This is a genomic window from Klebsiella sp. MISC125 (assembly GCF_051131775.1).
GTDB lineage: Bacteria > Pseudomonadota > Gammaproteobacteria > Enterobacterales > Enterobacteriaceae > Klebsiella.
Window position 1 is genome coordinate 4,564,162 of sequence record NZ_CP180448.1, and the last position, 19,462, is coordinate 4,583,623.

Genomic DNA, 19,462 nt, shown 5'->3' on the forward strand with positions numbered 1-19,462 from the left:
CCGTCCCGCACTATCGCCGCTCTTCGTTAAACACGACGCCAATCTGCCGCCGCACTTCGTCCATCACGCGGAGATTGTTCAGCACCAGGCTTAGAGGACGAATCGGCGAATTCGTTAAACCCTGCCCGATGCACCAGGCAAAATGCTCGGCCTGATAAAACAGCTGGTCATAGCGATTACGCGGCTCTTCCCAGCGCAACACATTGCCGCCCTGGCTGGCGGCGAGGGTAAAATTCCCCGGCGCGTAAAACTGCCCATCAAGGGTTAGGGTCGCATCGCGCCCGGCCACCACCGCGCCGCCCGGCGTATTGCTGAATAAAGTCGTGTTCAGCAATCCTTGTAAGCCGTTCTCCCAGTTGAAAAGCATTGAAATTTGACCATTAACGCCGCCCTGAGCGGGACGACCACGGGCAACAATATCCTGCGGCACGCCGCCAACCATCACGCTGAACGAGGTCAGATAGCTGCCAAGATCCATCATCGGGCCGCCGGCGAGGTCGGCATTAAAAATGCGATGATCCGGCGTAAAGAACTCCCCGTGATCGGCGAGCAGCGTGTGCAGTTCGCCCAGTACGCCGTCATCCAGCAGCTGGCGAATCACGTCATATTTCGGCGCGTAGTCGCACCACATCGCCTCCATCGCCAACTTGCCCCGCTTTGCCGCTTCGGCTTGTAGCGCGGCCCCTTCCCGCCGGTTCAGCGCAAAGGGTTTCTCAATCAGCACATGTTTACCCGCTTTTAGCACCCGCAGACCATCGGGGAAATGATGGTTGTGCGGTGTGGCGATATAAACCGCATCAATATCCGGGTGCGCCAGCATCTCATCCACCTGAGCGTAAGCCTGAGGGATCGCCCACTGTGCAGCAAAACTGTCGGCCTTTTGTTGCGTGCGCGAGGCCACGGCGACAACCTGCTGACGGCTGTGCTCTTTTAATGATTTAACAAAGCGTTCAGCAATCCAGCCAGGACCAATAATCCCCCAGCGCAGAACAGGGACAGATTGCGCGGCGTGATGGCGCGGTTTCGGTAACTGAGACGGGAACATAGCGGCTCCTTGTTTTTATGGGGTATACGCAGAGGACACTATAAGCAGGCGCTAAGGGTGAGGAATAACGAATTAATGATGGAATTCCATCATCGAATTACCACTTGTCAAAATACAAGATGTCGCGGATAGTCCGGGCAGCTAATCACTATCAAGGAGCCAGAGATGATTAAATGTTCGTGGCGTAAAACCGCCCTGATTGCCGCCGCCTTGCCTTTATTGCTCTGTAGCAGTTCATTATGGGCCAATGCCGATGCTATTCAGCAGAAGCTGACTGATTTAGAAAAAAGCTCCGGCGGCAGGTTGGGCGTGGCGCTGATTAATACTACAGATAATTCTCAAATCTTATATCGAGGAGATGAACGTTTTGCCATGTGCAGTACCGGTAAAGTGATGGCCGCTGCCGCGGTGTTAAAGCAAAGCGAAGTCGATAATCAAGTATTGAATAAAAGGCTGGAGATTAAGAAATCAGATTTGGTGGTCTGGAGTCCGGTGACCGAAAAACATCTGCAGAGCGGAATGACGCTGGCGGAATTAAGCGCCGCAACCCTGCAATATAGCGACAACACCGCGATGAATAAGATGATTGGTTATCTTGGCGGACCAGACAAAGTGACCGCATTCGCCCGCAGCATTGGCGATGTCACTTTTCGTCTTGATCGTACGGAGCCTGCGCTAAACACCGCGATCCCGGGTGATGAACGCGATACCACCACGCCGCTGGCGATGGCCGAAAGCCTGCACAAGCTGACGCTGGGTAATGCTCTGGGTGAACAGCAGCGCGCCCAGTTAGTGACATGGTTGAAAGGCAACACCACCGGCGGGCAGAGCATTCGTGCGGGCCTGCCTGCAAGCTGGGTCGTGGGAGATAAAACCGGAGCCGGTGATTACGGCACGACCAATGATATCGCCGTTATCTGGCCGGAAAATCATGCTCCGCTGGTGTTAGTCACTTATTTCACCCAACCACAGCAGGATGCGAAAAGCCGCAAAGAGGTATTAGCCGCAGCGGCAAAAATTGTGACCGAAGGGCTGTAGCGCCGGAACTGAAGCATCGGCGTTGTTTCTCCCCGGCTTGCGCTGCGCTTAGCCGGGCTACAGGTTCATCACCGTTTGTGGGCCGGTAGCCCGGATAAGGCGCTTGCGCCGCAATCCGGGGAAAGCCGAACGCTCATGTTGAAATATTAATTCGTGATTTTAAACGTCAGTGCATAGGTGCTGGTTTTACCTTCATCACGCGCGCCCCCCATCTGATAAACCCGCACGGTATATTTACCACCAGTAGTAAGACGTTGCTCAAAAACATCGCCGCTCATTGATCCGTTATAAATCACCTCGTTAGCCGGTGTAATCACGTTAAAATAAGGATGCGGCCATTGACTCTTCATGCTGATATGCATCATCTGGCCCGCTTTTGCCATCAGCGTAAAATCATGACTATCATCACCGGTCACGGTACTTTTTATTATCGTGCCGTTGCTGCCTTTATCAAAACGAACGGCATTGCTGTTTATTTTATCACTCGCTATTAATGATACTGACGTTAATAAACAACTAACACAGATCATGCCACCAACAATTAACTTTAAATTTTTCATTTAATTAACACCTTATGTTTTTTATGCGCGCTGTTATAGCACATAAGGTGTCAGGAGTAAGCTGCTTCGAAATATTGTCCACCGTTTTTACGGTTTAAAATCCAGAGCGGCATTTTTTAGATTTTGATATACCCGTTCACTCGGAAATGGTGGAAACTTCGTACGTAATACAGCATCGTACATCACCGCACAAAACTCTGAACGCTCGCCTTCTACCTTCAAACCTGTCAGCTCTGCTCGACGGTTTAAAGACATACGCAAAGTACAGACGTCACCGCGATATTTTTCCCAATCAGGGATGTGCCCCCTAATAGCCTGTTGCAAGGCAAAAAGATAACCACTTATATTTTCACTATTTGTATCATCAGGTGGAAGAGTCAGGGTATCCGACTGCGCAGCGCGCTGATTCATCTCCTGAATAAGCTGCGTTTGAGAGGGACTCTTTGTCTGCGTCCCCTGACAGCCGGAAAGCAGCCATACGCCAGCCACCAGAGCGAGTAGATATGTTACTTTTTTCATGATGTATCCTTACACAAAAAAGGCCGCTTCAAATCATCGGCGACGAAACACTATTCTCGCGTCTCCTGACGATGGAGTAAATCCTGATAAATCGTCGTTAATATTCCTCCTGGACGAAACCCTTTTTTGATCCATTGCGTCACCTGGCCGGTCGCGGCGTGCTGGGTCGCCAGCAACATTCCCGAGTCCTGTCGCGGGTTGTGGATCTGGCGGGTCACCAGCAATTTCTTCTCCATCGCTTCATGCGCCATATAATCCGGCAGAAATCCGATCCCTTCACCGAGGATCTGGCACTGGCATTTGGTATTAAAGTCCGGCACCAGGATCGCCTCCTGACCGTGCAGCAGCCAGCCCACCTTTTTATTAATGGTGCTGGCGGTATCCTCAACCATGATATTGGGGTAAAGGCGCAGCTGGCTTTCGGAAATCGGCTCCGGCATAAACGCCAACGGATGATCCGGAGCAATAGCAAACACCCAGCGGATCGCACCGATCTCGGTGTAATCAATACCGCCGCCGTCGAGCAGGGTATCCGGCGCGCCGATAGCGATATTCGCCTGATTATTAATCATCGAGTCCCAGACGCCGTTATAGACCTCGGTGGTCACGGTTATCTGGCAGGTAGGAAACTGCTTTTTCAACACCTGCAGCAGCCGTGCCGTGTGGCGCGGCGTATAGAGCAACTGATTAATACAAATGCGCACCCGCGCTTCAATTCCCTGAGAGATGGTATCGATGCTGCGCTTGATAGCATGAAAATCATTCAGCAGGTCAGTGGCTTTGCGAAAAAGATAAAAACCGGATTCGGTCAACTCAATGCTGCGGGTATTGCGGGTAAAAAGCACCACGTCCAGTCCCGCCTCCATCCGCTTGATGGTATAGCTGATGGCTGAGGTGGTCAGCCCCAGCTCATCCGCGGCTTTACTAAAGCTGCCAAAACGTGCCGCCGTGGTAAACGCCAGCAGGTTCTCTTCAGTAAAAATGGAATTCATGTGCTGCTCCTGCTTTTATTTACCCATATATACCCTAAATAATTCGAGTTGCAGGAAGGCGGCAAGGAAGAGAGTCCCCAGGAGCTTACTGAAGTAAGTGACTGGGGTGAGCTGACGCAGCCAACACACATGCAACTTGAAGTATGACGGGTATAGCTGAAGAATGTATTGGCAGTACTGATGCCAGGGCAACCATTTTTGAATATCTTTTAAAAACTCTCGGCTTATTACACGTTCTCCTTCGACGTCGCCTCGCTGAGTTTTCGCCCGCTATACTCGGAAATAAAGCCCACGCAGTTACCCGCCAGGAACCCCAACAACGTCACCGTCCAGTTCAGTCCGGTGGCGAAAAATAGCGTCATGCCTAAGAAACCGCCGGGAATAAAAGAAGTCAGGGCAAACCGTCCCTGCCAGACGATAACCGCCGAAAACGGCACTGTGGTAATTACGCTGGCCCAGAAGCCCGAAATTCCCGTGGCTGAAGCAATCGCCCCTGCGGCCAGCGCGGCGAGATACGCCCAGATGGCCCCGGAATAGTTAACGAAGAGGCTTTTTACCCAGCCTTCTTTACCGCCGCCCGCCGCGTAAAAACTACAAAAGGCGACAAAGCCAATGGTACCGAGTAATTCCCAACCGTGTTGCAGCCCAACGTGCGAGGAAATCAGCTGCCAGACGCCAGCGCAGATGCCAACCGTAATCCCCGTAGCGGTAAGTCCGTTCATATCTCTCTCCTCTTAGAACCTATCTCATTAGGGCTATTTTGCTTGCCACTTTGAACCCGGGCAGTGCTCAGAATCCTCACGTACTACGTGTACGCTCCGGTTCTTCCGCGCTGTCCGTGTTCAAACTGCCTGCGCCAATAACGCCTACTGGGATAGGCTCTTAGTAAAATAGCCTGATGAAGTATTTCAGCGAGGAAACTATATCGAAACAAAACCCGATTGAGTTAAGGGACAAAGAGGGAAAGAAACAAACGTTGCACCAACGCACAGTCTGCATCGATTATTAAATAATATTCAACAATCAACCTGATTATGGCGAATAAATTTTAAGCGGGTTCTTTTCTCATAATTTCGTTGCTATTCTCAGACCATCAATAAACAGCCACAAAAATCAGGGGAATGATAATGAGCACACCAAATCTGCTGAATGAATATCTACTGGCTGCTGAACTGGGTAATTTACATCAATTAAAAACCAGTCTAACACAAGGTGTCGATATTAATGCCAGCAATCGCCAGGGACAAACGGCCATTACGCTGGCAAGTCTTAATCAACATTATGACTGCGTCTCTGTGTTAATTTCCGCTGGAGTCGATATTAATCAGCAGGACAGGACCTGCCTCAATCCTTTTTTACTCAGTTGCCTGAATAACGATATTAAATTGCTGCAATTAATACTCCCCGCAAAGCCGGATCTGAACTGTTTAACCCGATTTGGCGGCGTGGGCCTGACGCCTGCCTGCGAAAAAGGCCATATTGAGATCGTCAAAATACTGCTGGCCGAGACCGATATTAACGTCAACCACACCAACTTTGTTGGCTGGACGCCGCTGCTGGAAGCGATCGTTCTCAATGACGGCGGTCCGACGCAGCAGGCCATCGTTAAGCTGCTGCTGGAGCACGACGCCAGCCCGCATATGACCGATAAATATGGCAAAACCCCGCTGGAGCTGGCTCGGGAGAAAGGGTTTGAAGAGATTGCCCAGTTGCTAATTTCTGCGGGAGCATAAACAGGAGCAGCGCTATCGACACCTTCACACCACGATGTGTGCAAGCGCTAACTGCGGATGAGGGTTTTCTCTGTGCGCGCGGTAGCGGACGGATTGAACAGGTCTTTTCCCGGGCGGTCAATATTTGGCTCCCGACAGAGCAGCAGCTCCTGACGCTGCTTGGCGAAGGCTACGATAACGCCCCCAACAGCTGTAGGTTAGCGCTCACACACTTAAACACCCTGTTCCGGCCAGGTGAAACGGTCGAATTTGGTGATTCGGGCATCGGCGTTGGCAAGAATATCTGGATAAATACCGGTACCTGCCTTCGCTGGCAGACGCCGAAAATGACGCTGAATACCGCACGATTTGGGGCTATTCCCTGGTCACGCTGGCAAGAGTTTATTCACCTGCAACTCCATGAGGATGAAACGTTATTTCTCTATCGCGGCGACAATCCTTTTTATCGGGAGCTCGCCAGGGAATTGCAAGAGCGACGAAAAAGATTACTCAACGCCATTACGCAAAAACAAAACATCACTCAGGCGGTTAGCCAGATGATTGGGTTAGGAATTGGCCTGACGCCGTCAGCGGATGATTACCTGGTAGGGCTAAGCATTATTTTATTTATTACCGGCCACCCGGCAGAAAAATACCGGGAAGCATTTTTAACCGCACTGCAACGTGCCAAAAATAATACTACGCAGCTGAGTGAAATAACGTTAGAAGCTGCTTTACAGCAGCGTTATCGTGAAAGTATTGCCATCTTGATTAACCAGATAATTAATCAGGTGGACCATTTTTCTATTCAGACCATTGCCGAGATTAAAAATATTGGCTCAAGTTCCGGCTGCGACATGCTGTATGGCATAGCGGACGCCTGCGCGCTGAGCCAAACCTACGGAGGGAATTATGTCAGTCAAAATAGTTATTAAAAAGAACACGTATTTTGATTCCGTGTCGCTGATGTCGATATCGACACGCGCCAACCAACTCGACGGCGTCGAGCAGGCGTTTGTGGCGATGGCGACCGAGATGAACAAGGGCGTGCTGAAGAATCTCGGGCTGCTGACGACAGAGCTTGATGAGGCGAAAAACGGCGATCTGATGATTGTTATCAACGGCAAAGACGGTGCCGATAACGAGCAGACGCTGGCGGCTATTGAAGAATTATTCACTAAAAAGGCCGACAGCGGCTCGCACGAAGCGCGCTACGCCACCCTTGCCAGCGCCAAAAAGCATATACCCGAGAGCAACCTGGCGGTGATTTCGGTCAACGGTCTGTTCGCCGCCCGCGAAGCGCGTCAGGCGCTGCAAAATGACCTCAACGTGATGCTGTTCTCCGACAACGTGTCGATTGAAGATGAGCTGGCGCTTAAGCAGTTGGCGCATGAAAAAGGGTTACTGATGATGGGCCCGGACTGCGGCACCGCCATCATTAACGGCGTGGCGCTGTGCTTTGGCAACGCAGTGCGACGCGGCAATATCGGCATTATTGGCGCATCCGGCACCGGCAGCCAGGAACTGAGCGTGCGCATTCACGACTTCGGCGGCGGCATCTCACAGCTGATCGGCACCGGCGGACGCGACCTGAGTGAAAAAATTGGCGGGCTGATGATGCTCGACGCCATCGCCATGCTGGAAAACGATCCGCAAACTGAAATCATCGCGCTGGTCTCTAAACCGCCCGCCCCTGCGGTGGCACGTAAAGTACTGGAACGCGCACGAAGCTGCCGTAAACCGGTGGTCGCCTGCTTCCTCGGTCGCGCTGAGCCTCCGGCGGATGAACAAGGGCTACAGTTTGCGCGCGGGACCAAAGAAGCGGCGCTGAAAGCGGTTCTTCTGAGCGGCGTGAAAAAAGAATCTTTAGACCTGCACCCGCTGAACGAGAAGCTGATTGCCGAGGTTCGTGCGCAGCTCACGCCACGGCAAAAATATATTCGCGGCCTGTTCTGCGGCGGCACCCTGTGCGATGAAACGATGTTTGCGGTGATGGAAAAACACGCTGACGTTTACAGCAACATTCAGCCCGACCCAGCCTTCCGTCTGGCTGACATTAACCGCAGCGTCAAACACACCTTCCTCGATTTCGGTGATGACGACTTCACCAACGGTAAGCCGCATCCGATGATCGACCCGACCAACCGCATCAGCCGTCTGCTCCAGGAAGCGCGCGATCCTGAAGTCGGCGTCATCGTGATGGACTTCGTGCTCGGTTTTGGCTCGCACGAGGATCCGGTTGGCGTGATGCTAGATGCAATCAAAGAGGCGAAAGCGATCGCCGCCGCCGAAGGGCGAGAGCTTGCGATCCTCGGCTACGTGCTGGGGACCGATCTTGATACGCCATTGCTGGAAAAACAGCGCCAGATGTTAAGCGACGCGGGCGTCATTCTGGCCAGCAGCAGCACCAATACCGGATTGCTGGCGCGTGAATTTATCTGCAAAGGGGAGAACGCCTGATGAGCCAGTTATTTAACCAACCGTTGAACGTGATTAACGTCGGTATCGCCATGTTTAGCGACGATCTGAAAAAGCAGCATGTTAATGTCACCCAGCTCGACTGGACGCCGCCGGGCCAGGGCAATATGCAGATTGTTAACGCACTGGATAGCATCGCCGACTCGCCGCTGGCGGAGAAAATCGCCGCCGCCAACCAGCAGGCGCTGGAGCGTATTATTCAGTCCCACCCGGTGCTGATTGGCTTTGATCAGGCGATTAACGTCGTTCCTGGCATGACGCCGAAAACGATTCTCCACGCCGGTCCGCCGGTGAAGTGGGAAAATATGTGCGGCGCAATGAAAGGCGCAGTCACCGGGGCGCTGGTGTTTGAAGGGCTGGCGAAGGATATCGATGAAGCGGCGGTACTGGCGGCTTCCGGCGAAATCACCTTCTCGCCGTGCCACGAGCATGATTGCGTGGGATCGATGGCGGGTGTGACTTCCGCTTCGATGTTTATGCATATCGTCGAGAACAAAACATACGGCAACATCGCTTATACCAACATGAGCGAGCAGATGGCGAAGATCCTGCGCATGGGGGCCAACGACCAGAGCGTGATCGACCGTCTGAACTGGATGCGTGATGTACAGGGCCCGATGCTGCGCGATGCGATGAAAATCATCGGCGAAATCGACCTGCGCTTAATGCTGGCGCAGGCGCTGCATATGGGCGACGAGTGCCACAACCGCAACAACGCGGGCACCACGCTGCTGATCCAGGCGCTGACGCCAGGGATTATCCAGGCAGGTTATTCCGTTGAGCAGCAGCGCGAAGTGTTCGAGTTTGTCGCCAGCAGCGACTACTTCTCCGGCCCAACGTGGATGGCGATGTGTAAAGCGGCGATGGACGCAGCGCACGGCATCGAATACAGCACCGTGGTTACCACCATGGCGCGCAACGGCGTCGAGTTCGGCCTGCGGGTCAGCGGCCTGCCGGGGCAATGGTTTACCGGTCCGGCGCAGCAGGTGATTGGCCCAATGTTTGCCGGATATAAGCCGGAAGACTCGGGTCTGGATATTGGCGATAGCGCGATTACCGAAACCTACGGCATCGGCGGTTTTGCGATGGCGACGGCCCCGGCTATCGTGGCGCTGGTGGGCGGTACGGTGGAAGAGGCTATCGATTTCTCCCGCCAGATGCGCGAAATCACGCTGGGCGAGAACCCTAACGTCACCATCCCGCTGCTCGGTTTTATGGGCGTACCGACGGCTATCGATATCACCCGCGTCGGCAGCAGCGGCATTCTGCCGGTAATCAACACCGCTATTGCGCATAAAGATGCGGGCATCGGCATGATTGGCGCCGGGATCGTGCACCCGCCGTTCGCCTGCTTCGAGAAGGCGATTTTAAGCTGGTGCGAACGTTACAACGGATAACGGATGGTCCCCTCTCCCTTTAAAAGGGAGAGGGAGCAAACCCAACAACAATAATCACATCACCTTCTGCACTGGATACCTACACCATGAAAGAACTTGTGGTCGTTGCCATTGGTGGCAACAGCATAATAAAAGACAACGCCAGCCAGTCGATTGAACATCAGGCGCAGGCGGTGAAAGCGGTCGCCAATACGGTGCTGGAGATGCTGGCGTCCGATTACAACGTGGTGCTCACCCATGGCAACGGACCGCAGGTAGGGTTAGATTTACGCCGCGCCGAAATCGCCCATGAGCGCGAGGGTCTGCCGCTCACTCCGCTGGCCAACTGCGTCGCCGATACTCAGGGCGGGATCGGCTATCTTATTCAACAAGCGCTGAACAACCGTCTCGCCGAACGCGGCGAACAAAAAGCGGTGACGGTGGTGACGCAAGTGGAGGTGGATAAAAACGATCCTGGTTTTGCCCATCCGACCAAACCCATCGGCGCGTTCTTTAATGAAAACCAGCGTGATGAGCTTCTGCAGGCCCATCCAGACTGGCGATTTGTCGAAGACTCAGGACGCGGTTACCGTCGGGTCGTGGCTTCTCCTGAGCCGCAACGCATCGTCGAGGCCGCTGCTATCAAAACCCTGACTCAGCAAGGTTTTATCGTGATTGGCGCAGGCGGCGGCGGTATTCCGGTGGTGCGCGGTGAGCAGGGGGATTATCAGAGCGTCGATGCGGTGATCGACAAAGACCTCTCCACCGCCCTGCTGGCCCGCGAGATCCGCGCCGATATTCTGGTTATCACCACCGGCGTTGAAAAAGTCTGTATCCATTTTGGTCAACCCAATCAGCAGGCGCTGGGCACAACCACCGTCAGCGAAATGACCCGCTATATGCAGGAAGGCCATTTCCCGGCGGGCAGTATGCTGCCAAAAATCGTCGCCAGCCTCGCGTTCCTGCAACACGGCGGCAAACGGGTCATCATTACCACGCCGGAACGCCTGGCCGCCGCGCTGCGTGGGGAAACCGGAACCCATATCGTGCATGACTAAAATAAAAAGGAAGAGAGATGAATAGAGATAATAGCCGCCGGGAGTTTCTCAGCCAGAGCGGTAAGATGGTCACCGCTGCCGCCCTGTTCGGTGGGGCGGTTCCGGCCGCCTATGCCGCGAACAGCCAGACTCCGGCGAGCACCTGCGAAAATAAAAGCATCAATCGCATCGCCAACAACCACTACTATCTCGACAACGTCCTGCTGGAAAGCGGCTTTGAGTATGAGAACGGGGTTGCGGTGCACACCCGTACCGAACGGCAAACGCTGGAGATTCGCGACGGCAAAATAGCGGCGCTGCTAAGCAATAAAAGCCACCCTGATGCCGCCCTTCCCCACTATGATGCGGGCGGTAAGCTGATGCTGCCGGCGATGCGCGATATGCACATTCATCTGGACAAAACATTTTACGGTGGCCCATGGCGTTCGTTGAACCGTCCGGCGGGCACCACGATTCAGGATATGATCAAGCTGGAGCAGAAGCTGCTGCCCGAGCTACAGCCTTACACGCAAGCCCATGCCGAAAAGCTGATCGACCTGATCCAGTCTAAAGGCTCCACCATCGCCCGCAGCCACTGTAATATTGAGCCGGTATCCGGGCTGAAAAATCTCGAAAATCTTCAGGCGGTGCTGGCGCGACGTCATGCGGGTTTTGCGTGCGAGATCGTCGCCTTTCCACAGCACGGGCTGCTGCTGTCAAAATCAGAACCGCTGGTGCGTGAAGCCATGCAGGCCGGTGCGCACTATGTTGGTGGGCTGGATCCGACCAGCGTCGACGGCGCGATGGAGAAATCGCTCGATACCATGTTCCAGATTGCGCTCGATTACGATAAAGGCGTCGATATTCACCTGCACGAGACCAGCCCGGCGGGCATAGCGGCGGTGAATTATATGGTGGAAACCGTCGAGAAAACGCCGGAACTAAAGGGCAAGCTAACCATCAGCCACGCCTTCGCGCTGGCGATGATGAACGAGCAGCAGGTAGATGAAATCGCCACGCGTATGGCGGCGCAGCAAATCACCATTGCCTCCACCGTGCCCATCGGCACGCTGCATATGCCGCTTAAGCAGCTGCGTGATAAAGGCGTCTTTGTGATGACCGGTACCGATAGCGTTATCGATCACTGGTCGCCCTATGGCCTCGGCGACATGCTGGAAAAAGCTAACCTTTACGCCCAGCTCTATATTCGCCCCAATGAGCAGACGCTGTCGCGTTCGCTGGCCATCGCCACCGGCGACGTGCTGCCGCTCAACGATGAGGGCGAGCGCGTCTGGCCTAAGGCGCAAGATGAAGCCAGCTTCGTGCTGGTTGACGCTTCCTGTTCCGCCGAGGCGGTGGCGCGAATTTCGCCGCGTACCGCGACCTTCCATAAAGGCAAGATGGTGTGGGGTAACGTGGGGTAAAAAGTAGAATCGCCCGGTGGCGGCTAACGCCTTACCGGGCCTACGGATGGCTTCAGGTTTGCCAGGCCGGGCAAGGCGTCAGCCGCCGCCCGGCAAATGAACGAACCGCGGTTATTTCTGCGGACGCATGGCCGGGAACAGGATCACATCGCGGATGGTGTGGCTGTTGGTAAACAGCATCACCATACGGTCGATACCAATCCCCAGACCCGCCGTCGGCGGCAGGCCATATTCCAGCGCGGTGACGTAGTCTTCGTCGTAGAACATCGCTTCGTCATCCCCCGCCGCTTTGGCGTTAACCTGATCGAGGAAACGCTGCGCCTGGTCTTCGGCATCGTTCAGCTCGCTAAAGCCGTTGCCGATTTCACGCCCGCCGATAAAGAACTCAAAGCGGTCGGTGATTTCCGGGTTCACATCGTTGCGGCGCGCCAGCGGCGAAACTTCTGCCGGATACTCGGTGATAAAGGTCGGCTGGATCAGGTGCGCTTCCGCCACTTCGTCGAAGATCTCGGTGACAATACGCCCCAGCCCCCAGCTTTTCTCCACGTGAACACCGATGGATTCCGCCAGCGCTTTCGCCGCGTCGAAGTTATCCAAATCCGCCATCTCGGTTTCAGGACGGTGTTTCTTAATCGCTTCGCGCATGGTCAGTTTTTCAAACGGCTTGCCGAAGTCGAACACCTGGTCGCCGTACGGCACTTCAGTTTTACCCAGTACGGTTTGCGCCAGAGTACGGAACAGCGATTCGGTCAGTTCGATCAGATCTTTGTAATCTGCATACGCCATATAGAGTTCCATCATGGTGAACTCTGGATTGTGGCGCACGGAAATGCCTTCGTTACGGAAGTTACGGTTGATCTCGAAAACCCGTTCGAAGCCGCCGACCACCAGCCGTTTCAGGTATAGCTCCGGCGCGATGCGCAGGTACATGTCCAGATCGAGGGCATTATGATGGGTGATAAACGGACGTGCCGAAGCACCGCCGGGGATCACCTGCATCATCGGGGTTTCCACTTCCATAAAGCCGCGCGCGACCATAAATTGACGCATAGTCGCGAGGATCTGCGAACGCACCTTAAAAGTGTGGCGCGACTCTTCGTTGGAGATCAGATCGAGATAACGCTGACGATAGCGCGCTTCCTGATCCTGTAAGCCGTGGAATTTGTCCGGCAGCGGGCGCAGCGCTTTGGTCAGCAGGCGCAGCTCGGTGCAGTGGATAGAGAGTTCGCCGGTCTGGGTTTTGAACAGCTTACCGCGGGCCGCGATGATGTCGCCGAGGTCCCATTTCTTAAACTGCTCGTTATAAACGCCTTCCGGCAGGTCGTCGCGGGCAACGTACAGCTGAATGCGCCCGCCGACATCCTGTAAGGTGACGAAGGAGGCTTTACCCATGATACGGCGGGTCATCATGCGGCCAGCAACGGCGACTTCGACGTTCAGAGAGGTGAGTGCGTCGTTATCCTTACCATCGAATTCAGCGTGGAGCTGGTCAGAGGTATGGTCGCGGCGAAAATCATTCGGGAACGCCACGCCCTGCTCGCGCAGCGCGGCCAGTTTTTCACGACGGGTTTTCAGTTCATTATTAAGGTCAATTGCCTCATCGGCACCTTGTGCTTGTTGTTCAGACATGTTGGTTCCTCATAACCCTGCTTGCAAACTTGCTTCGATAAATTGAACCAGGTCACTATCCAGCGCGGCCTGTCTCGGGTGGCAGCACCGGAGAACAATCTTAACGAACCTGGTTTCACTTCCGGCTGAATTCACTCAGCCATCGTTTCACTAACGATTTTTTGTCTTCGGCTTCCGCGCTCGCCAGAATATCCTCCTCCTGATTATTGAACGGTGCAAGGAGCGGCTTTCGCTCCGCTATTGGGTATGCCCCCGGAGGCGGTGCTGCGCACCTGTCCGGGCTACAAAACCCTCGGGCCATTCTTGTAGCCCGGACAGGCGCTACGCGCCGCCTCCGGGAACTTCACCGGCAGCCGCGCGACGCCTGCCCACGCTAAAGGCGGCGACGAAGGCGATAATGACAATCACCGCCACGCAGCCCAGCGTCCACTCGCCCATTTGCGCAAAGAAATGCTGATACGCGACAATCGCCGTATCGCTGATTTGCGACTCTGTGGTCTGCTGCGCCACCACGCCCGCCAGCCAGTTGGCCACCGCGCCGGTCGCCAGCATATAAATCCCGGTCAGCACGCCGGTCACGCCGGGCATATTGAGACGGGTGATTTGCGCCATCGCCACCGGGTCAATAAACAGCTCGGCAAAGCCCATCAGCGCCAGGCCAGCCACCATCATGCCCATCGATGCCTGCCCTTGCGCCGCACCATGGCGCGCATTAAGCGCCAGCAGCATAAAACCGCAGCCCATCAGCACCAGACCGAAGGCGAACTTCAGCCATACGCGCAGTGCAGAACGGGTGCTGCCTTCGGGACGCATCAGCCACGCCAGCACGACGCCCGCCGCCATCACCGCGACGGCGTTGACCGACTGGAACAGCGCGGTCGGCACTTCGATATTCAGCAAGCGACGATTAACAAAGTGGTCGATAAACAGGCTTATCGAGCTACCGCCCTGCTGCGCCAACACCCAGAACAGCGTGCCGGTCAACATCAACAGAACGATTTGCCACAGCGCGCGGCGGTGTTCGGGGGATTTGATCATAATGCGCGCCACCATCTGGGCGGCGAAAACGCAGACAATCGCCAGCAGATAGCCGGACCAGTTATTCTCCAGCAGCAGAGTGAAAAACACCGGCGCGACGCAGAGCATCACCACCAGCCAGCCCCAGGTCGGCAGCACAAACTTCACCGTCCGCAGCGCCTGTTTATCAACGCCGCGCGTATTGCGGAAGTAGCGGCTACCGCTTAAGAAAATCATCAGACCGGCAAACATACCGATCCCCGCCAGCGCAAAGCCGACATGCCAACCGTACCACTGCGCCGCCAGCCCGCAGGCGATGGGCGCAGCGATGGAGCCGACGTTACCGGCGGCGTACAGCAGCGAGAAACCGCCGTCGCGGCGATGGTCATCAACAGCGTAAAGTTCGCCCAGCAGGCAGCTAATATTGGATTTGAACAGACCGTAGCCGCAGATAATGATCGCCAGCGCGAGATACAGGCTCCAGATAGAATCGGATTCGATGCCCAGCACCACATGGCCGAGGGTCATCAGCAGCGCGCCGGCAATCACCGCCGTGCGGTTGCCGAGCAGGCGGTCGGCAAGCCAGCCGCCGAGAATGGGGGTAACGTAAACCAGGGAGGCGTAAGCGCTGAACAGGCTGATGGCGTGGCTGTCATCAAAACCAAGTTGATGGGTGAGATAGAGGATGAGTAAGGCACGCATGCCGTAAAAGCTGAAATATTCCCAGATTTGGATCGCTACGATGTAGTAAATCGCGCGCGGCTGTGAGGGTGTTTTCATGGGTTCTCCTTGCAGCGTGAAAAAAGGGAAGTGGCAAGCCACTTCCCTGTTGTGCATCGATTATTTATTGTTTTCGTCTTTCAGCACTTTAACGGTGTAACGACCATCAGCCTGGCGATAGGCACCGTGGATATCGGTTTCGAAGCCCGGATAGTGAGCGCCGATTTCGCACAGCATCTGCAGGAACTCCAGCACCGGACGGCTCTCTTCGGTGATCATCTCACCCGGCATCACCAGCGGAACTCCCGGAGGATACGGCAGGATCATATTGGCGTTAACGCGACCGACCATCTCTTCGAGATAAACCTCTTCAGTCTGACCGTGCAGCTCTTTTTGGAACGCAGCGTATGGCGTGATCATCATCGCTGGCAGCACTTCGAATGCGCGGAACATCAGGTCCGGCAGGTTGTGATGCTCAACCAGTTTGTGAATGTTCTGCGCCAGTTCCTGAACACGCATGTTTTCATAGAACTCAGGATCTTCACGGTACAGCGACGGCAGCATGTTTTTCACCCGCAGGTTCAGGTCGAACGCGCGTTTGAAGTCGGTCAGCGCGCGCAGCAGGCTGAGCGCTTTGGTTTTGTCGATACCGATGCTGAACAGGAACAGCAGGTTGTACGGACCGGTTTTTTCGACCACGATACCGTGTTCGTCGAGGTATTTCGCCACGATGCTAGCCGGAATACCGAACTCATCCATGGTGCCGTCTTTCTTCATCCCCGGGGTCAGCAGCGTGACTTTGATCGGGTCGAGGTACATGTGTTCGTTGTCGATGTTTTTGAAACCGTGCCATGCGCTGTCGGAGCGCAGCGGCCAGCATTCAGCACCATCGATATGTTCCGGCTGCCAGACGTCGAAGAACCACCCTTCAGACTCGCCTTTCAGACGTTTAATCTCTTTACGGAACTTGATAGAACGCTCGATAGAACCGTCGATCAGGCGCTTACCGGCGTTGCCTTTCATCATCGCCGCTGCAGTTTCGGTAGAAGCCACCACGCCGTAGTGTGGAGAGGTGGTGGTATGCATCATGTAGGCTTCGTTAAAGGTTTCTTCGTTAACGTCGCCTTTAATGTGGATCATCGAAGCCTGGGAGAACGCCGCCAGCAGTTTGTGCGTGGACTGGGTTTCGTAAATCACTTTTCCTTCAACGCGACCGCCGCTCATCCCGCATTTACCGGCGTAAATCGGTGAGAAGTTGGTGTAAGGCACCCATGCTGAGTCAAAGTGGATGGATTTCACATCCAGGGTTTTCTTGATGAAGTCGGTGTTGTACAGCAAGCCATCATAGGTGGAGTTGGTGATTACCGCGTGCACCGGCCAGGTGGCGTTCGGGGTCTCTTTCACGCGTTTGGCGATAGTCGCATGCTGGAATTCGCTCTGCGGGATACCGCCGAGGATGCCGTAAGCGTTACGCGTCGGACGGAAGTAGATTGGCGTAATGTCGCTCATCATCATCAGATGGGTCAGCGATTTGTGGCAGTTACGGTCAATCAGTACGGTGCTACCTGCCGGCGCGGAGTACATCCCGACGATTTTGTTCGCGGTTGAGGTCCCGTTGGTCACCATATAGCTACGTTCAGCATTGAAGACGCGAGCGATGTACTCTTCCGCTTCTTTGTGCGGTCCGCTGTGATCAAGCAGAGAACCCAGTTCAGAAACCGAAATCGAGACATCGGATTTCATGGTGTTGGAGCCAAAGAAATCATAGAAGATGCTGCCGACCGGGCTTTTCTGGAACGCGGTACCGCCCATGTGGCCTGGGGTACAGAAGGTGTATTTGCCTTCACGCACATATTTGAACAGCGCTTTGGTCAGCGGCGGCAGAATGGTGTCGATATATTCGTCAGTGTTCTGTTTGATTTTGTCGGCGATATCATTCGCCGCGCCCAGCGCATACTCGAAGAAGCGAACCTGCATACGCAGATCGTTGAGGCTTACGTCCAGAGTGGAGTAAGTGTTAGCGAAGGCGTACAACGGCATGTATTCGTTCAGTTTGCTGATTTCTTCGCACAGTTCGAGATTGTATTTATCCCAGTCGAAGATAACGCCGCACAGACGCGCATTGTTTTCGATAAGTTTTAATAAGTCGTCACGGTCGTTCGGGTAGACAATACGGAAGTCCAGACGTTCGAGGGCGCGATGCAGTTCACGGATGGGCTCTTCTTTGAAGTAAACACCCATGTGATTCATGATTGCGATAACGTTCATAGTCAAATCTCCAGATAAAGAAAGCCCCTCCCGCCACGTCGTGACAGGTGATGGAAGGAGCCTCAGGAATAGGGTTACTGATTAATGTGCGTTGGCGGTGTTGTTATCAGCGGAATCGTTGTTGCTCTGGCGCTGGTGCATTTTGCGACCGTAGAACATCAGGATAATCAGGCTGACGATAAAGGTACCGGCCAGTTCGAAGGAGCTTGCACCCATCAGGGCGATGAAGCAGAACCCGCAGCCAAGGACTGAACAAATCAGGCTGACGAGGTTACGAATGTTGATGCCTTCGAAGCGAATCAGGTCAACGCAGGAGTAGAAGTAAGGCAGCATGGTCAGCAGAACCGCGATACCGGTCAGCTCACCGAACAGGTCGGACGCTTTACCACCGCTGGAGTTCATCAGGGTGATGAGCACCATCAGAACGGTCATTTTCACTGCGGCCAGCAGCAGGCCTTTTTTCGGGTTACCGTTTTTATCCAGTTCACCGTAGATTTTCGGGAAGTTGCCATCGTTAGCCGCACGTACACCGGCCTGGCCGACCAGCATCATCCAGGAACCGAGAGAAGTCAGACACGCAAAGGCGGTGAAAGCGGAAACCAGCGGAGCAGCCCAGCCACCGAGGATAGTCGAAGCACTCACGGCAAACGGCGCACCGGAAGCGGCCATTTCAGAGGCAGGGTACATACCGGCGATAACCTGAGTGGCGGCGATATAAACGATACCTGCCAGCGCGGTTCCCAGCATGGTGGCCAGCGGAACGGTACGTTTCGGGTTTTTCACCATCCCGGTGCTCACGGCAGCGGATTCAACACCCACGAAGGCCCACAGGCAGAGCAGGATACTTTTGATAACCGCGTGGCTATCTGTCGTAGTAGAGGTATTCCAGTTCGCCTGATAGGTGGCAACGTCAAACCAGTGCCAACCAATAACCGCCGTCATAACTACCGGAATAAGTACCAGTACCAAACCAATTGTCGTCAGGCGGCTCACCCAGGTCCCGCCGAGCATATTCACAAAAGTAAATATCCACACGATGGCAATACAGGCGATACCGGCGGGAATTGGGTTATTCAGTACCGGGAAGAATGTAGAGAGATAAGATACGGCGGTAATACCGATTGCCAGATTACCAATCCAGTTTGCGTGATAATAAAGGACGCCGGTTTGAAAACCGAATGCCGGAGATATTTCACCCGCATAGGCAATTGGACCACCCTGCTGCGGGTTTTTGGTCGCCAGTCGGGCATATACATAAGCCAGAGACATTGCGCCAATAATAGATATCACCCAACCCCAGATGGCGATAGAACCGATACTCGCCAGGTTCGCAGGTAATAGTGCAATACCGCTCCCCATCATATTACCGGCGACGACGCCAGTACAGGCAAATAGCCCGATCTTCTTGGCAGAACTCATGTTTGCTTTTCTCCTAAGTTTATTTGGGAGGTACAGATCATGATGATGAACCTTTTATTGACCCGACCAACTGCCAACAAGATTACGGATTAGTACGAGATAAGTCCTAAAGATAAAGTGAAATAACGACAAACATCAGACAAATGACATTTTGACCTTTTTCGCGCAACATATCAGGATGACAAGTTGATATCAAAAAAATATAAACATTGAATACTTACAGTAAGT

General features: G+C 54.2%; 16 protein-coding genes. 7 read left to right on the top strand and 9 right to left on the bottom strand.

Annotated elements, in window-relative coordinates:
- Window positions 1–10: 10 nt before the first annotated feature.
- The gene (locus ACMYSL_RS21465; RefSeq protein ID WP_434659894.1) at window positions 11–1,045 is read right to left on the bottom strand and encodes a Gfo/Idh/MocA family protein; all 1,035 of its coding nucleotides are present in this window, start codon (window positions 1,043–1,045) and stop codon (window positions 11–13) included.
- A 165-nt stretch (window positions 1,046–1,210) separates the two neighbouring features.
- Between ACMYSL_RS21465 and ACMYSL_RS21470 the strand changes: the two genes are divergently transcribed.
- Window positions 1,211–2,083 (top strand): extended-spectrum class A beta-lactamase OXY-8-7, encoded by an 873-nt coding sequence (locus tag ACMYSL_RS21470; protein WP_304256778.1) that lies wholly within the window; start codon window positions 1,211–1,213, stop codon window positions 2,081–2,083.
- A 146-nt stretch (window positions 2,084–2,229) separates the two neighbouring features.
- Here the strand turns inward: ACMYSL_RS21470 and ACMYSL_RS21475 are convergent, their stop codons facing one another.
- The 4 genes from ACMYSL_RS21475 to ACMYSL_RS21490 form a co-directional block, all read right to left on the bottom strand.
- Window positions 2,230–2,643 carry a DNA breaking-rejoining protein gene (locus tag ACMYSL_RS21475; RefSeq protein ID WP_434659895.1) on the bottom strand — a complete coding sequence of 138 codons (414 nt, stop codon included), beginning with the start codon at window positions 2,641–2,643 and terminating at the stop codon, window positions 2,230–2,232.
- Between the two features lie 87 nt (window positions 2,644–2,730).
- Entirely contained in the window at window positions 2,731–3,162 is a 432-nt protein-coding gene (locus tag ACMYSL_RS21480; RefSeq protein ID WP_434659896.1) for a cell envelope integrity TolA C-terminal domain-containing protein, read from the bottom strand.
- Window positions 3,163–3,212: 50 nt separating this feature from the next.
- The gene (locus ACMYSL_RS21485; protein WP_110273165.1) at window positions 3,213–4,154 is read right to left on the bottom strand and encodes a LysR substrate-binding domain-containing protein; all 942 of its coding nucleotides are present in this window, start codon (window positions 4,152–4,154) and stop codon (window positions 3,213–3,215) included.
- A gap of 227 nt (window positions 4,155–4,381) precedes the next feature.
- Window positions 4,382–4,876 (bottom strand): DUF1097 domain-containing protein, encoded by a 495-nt coding sequence (locus tag ACMYSL_RS21490; protein ID WP_142981137.1) that lies wholly within the window; start codon window positions 4,874–4,876, stop codon window positions 4,382–4,384.
- A gap of 405 nt (window positions 4,877–5,281) precedes the next feature.
- Here ACMYSL_RS21490 and ACMYSL_RS21495 point away from each other — a divergent pair, with 405 nt between their 5' ends.
- From ACMYSL_RS21495 to ACMYSL_RS21520, 6 genes are all read left to right on the top strand, one after another.
- On the top strand, window positions 5,282–5,887 hold the full coding sequence (locus ACMYSL_RS21495) for an ankyrin repeat domain-containing protein (protein ID WP_434659897.1): 606 nt from the start codon (window positions 5,282–5,284) through the stop codon (window positions 5,885–5,887).
- Window positions 5,888–5,925: 38 nt separating this feature from the next.
- On the top strand, window positions 5,926–6,801 hold the full coding sequence (locus ACMYSL_RS21500; RefSeq protein ID WP_434659898.1) for a DUF2877 domain-containing protein: 876 nt from the start codon (window positions 5,926–5,928) through the stop codon (window positions 6,799–6,801).
- On the top strand, window positions 6,779–8,326 hold the full coding sequence (gene fdrA / locus ACMYSL_RS21505; RefSeq protein ID WP_434659899.1) for an acyl-CoA synthetase FdrA: 1,548 nt from the start codon (window positions 6,779–6,781) through the stop codon (window positions 8,324–8,326). The genes ACMYSL_RS21500 and fdrA overlap by 23 nt, the downstream gene beginning before the upstream one ends.
- Window positions 8,326–9,741: a DUF1116 domain-containing protein gene (locus ACMYSL_RS21510; RefSeq protein WP_434659900.1), complete on the top strand. Its 1,416-nt coding sequence runs from the start codon at window positions 8,326–8,328 to the stop codon at window positions 9,739–9,741. The genes fdrA and ACMYSL_RS21510 overlap by 1 nt, the downstream gene beginning before the upstream one ends.
- An 86-nt stretch (window positions 9,742–9,827) precedes the next feature.
- Entirely contained in the window at window positions 9,828–10,778 is a 951-nt protein-coding gene (locus ACMYSL_RS21515) for a carbamate kinase family protein (RefSeq protein ID WP_434659901.1), read from the top strand.
- Between the two features lie 17 nt (window positions 10,779–10,795).
- Complete coding sequence (locus ACMYSL_RS21520; RefSeq protein WP_434659902.1) at window positions 10,796–12,181, top strand: amidohydrolase family protein; 1,386 nt, start codon at window positions 10,796–10,798, stop codon at window positions 12,179–12,181.
- Between the two features lie 111 nt (window positions 12,182–12,292).
- On the opposite strand, the gene lysS is transcribed toward ACMYSL_RS21520, so the two are convergent.
- The 4 genes from lysS to cadB form a co-directional block, all read right to left on the bottom strand.
- Entirely contained in the window at window positions 12,293–13,810 is a 1,518-nt protein-coding gene (gene lysS, locus ACMYSL_RS21525; protein ID WP_304256765.1) for a lysine--tRNA ligase, read from the bottom strand.
- A 321-nt stretch (window positions 13,811–14,131) separates the two neighbouring features.
- A complete protein-coding gene (gene dtpD, locus ACMYSL_RS21530) occupies window positions 14,132–15,607 on the bottom strand; it encodes a dipeptide permease DtpD (protein WP_434659903.1) in 1,476 nt (491 codons plus the stop codon).
- 60 nt (window positions 15,608–15,667) lie between these two features.
- Window positions 15,668–17,815 (bottom strand): lysine decarboxylase CadA, encoded by a 2,148-nt coding sequence (gene cadA, locus ACMYSL_RS21535; protein WP_110273155.1) that lies wholly within the window; start codon window positions 17,813–17,815, stop codon window positions 15,668–15,670.
- Window positions 17,816–17,896: 81 nt separating this feature from the next.
- On the bottom strand, window positions 17,897–19,234 hold the full coding sequence (cadB, locus tag ACMYSL_RS21540) for a cadaverine/lysine antiporter (RefSeq protein ID WP_110273154.1): 1,338 nt from the start codon (window positions 19,232–19,234) through the stop codon (window positions 17,897–17,899).
- Window positions 19,235–19,462: the final 228 nt, after the last annotated feature.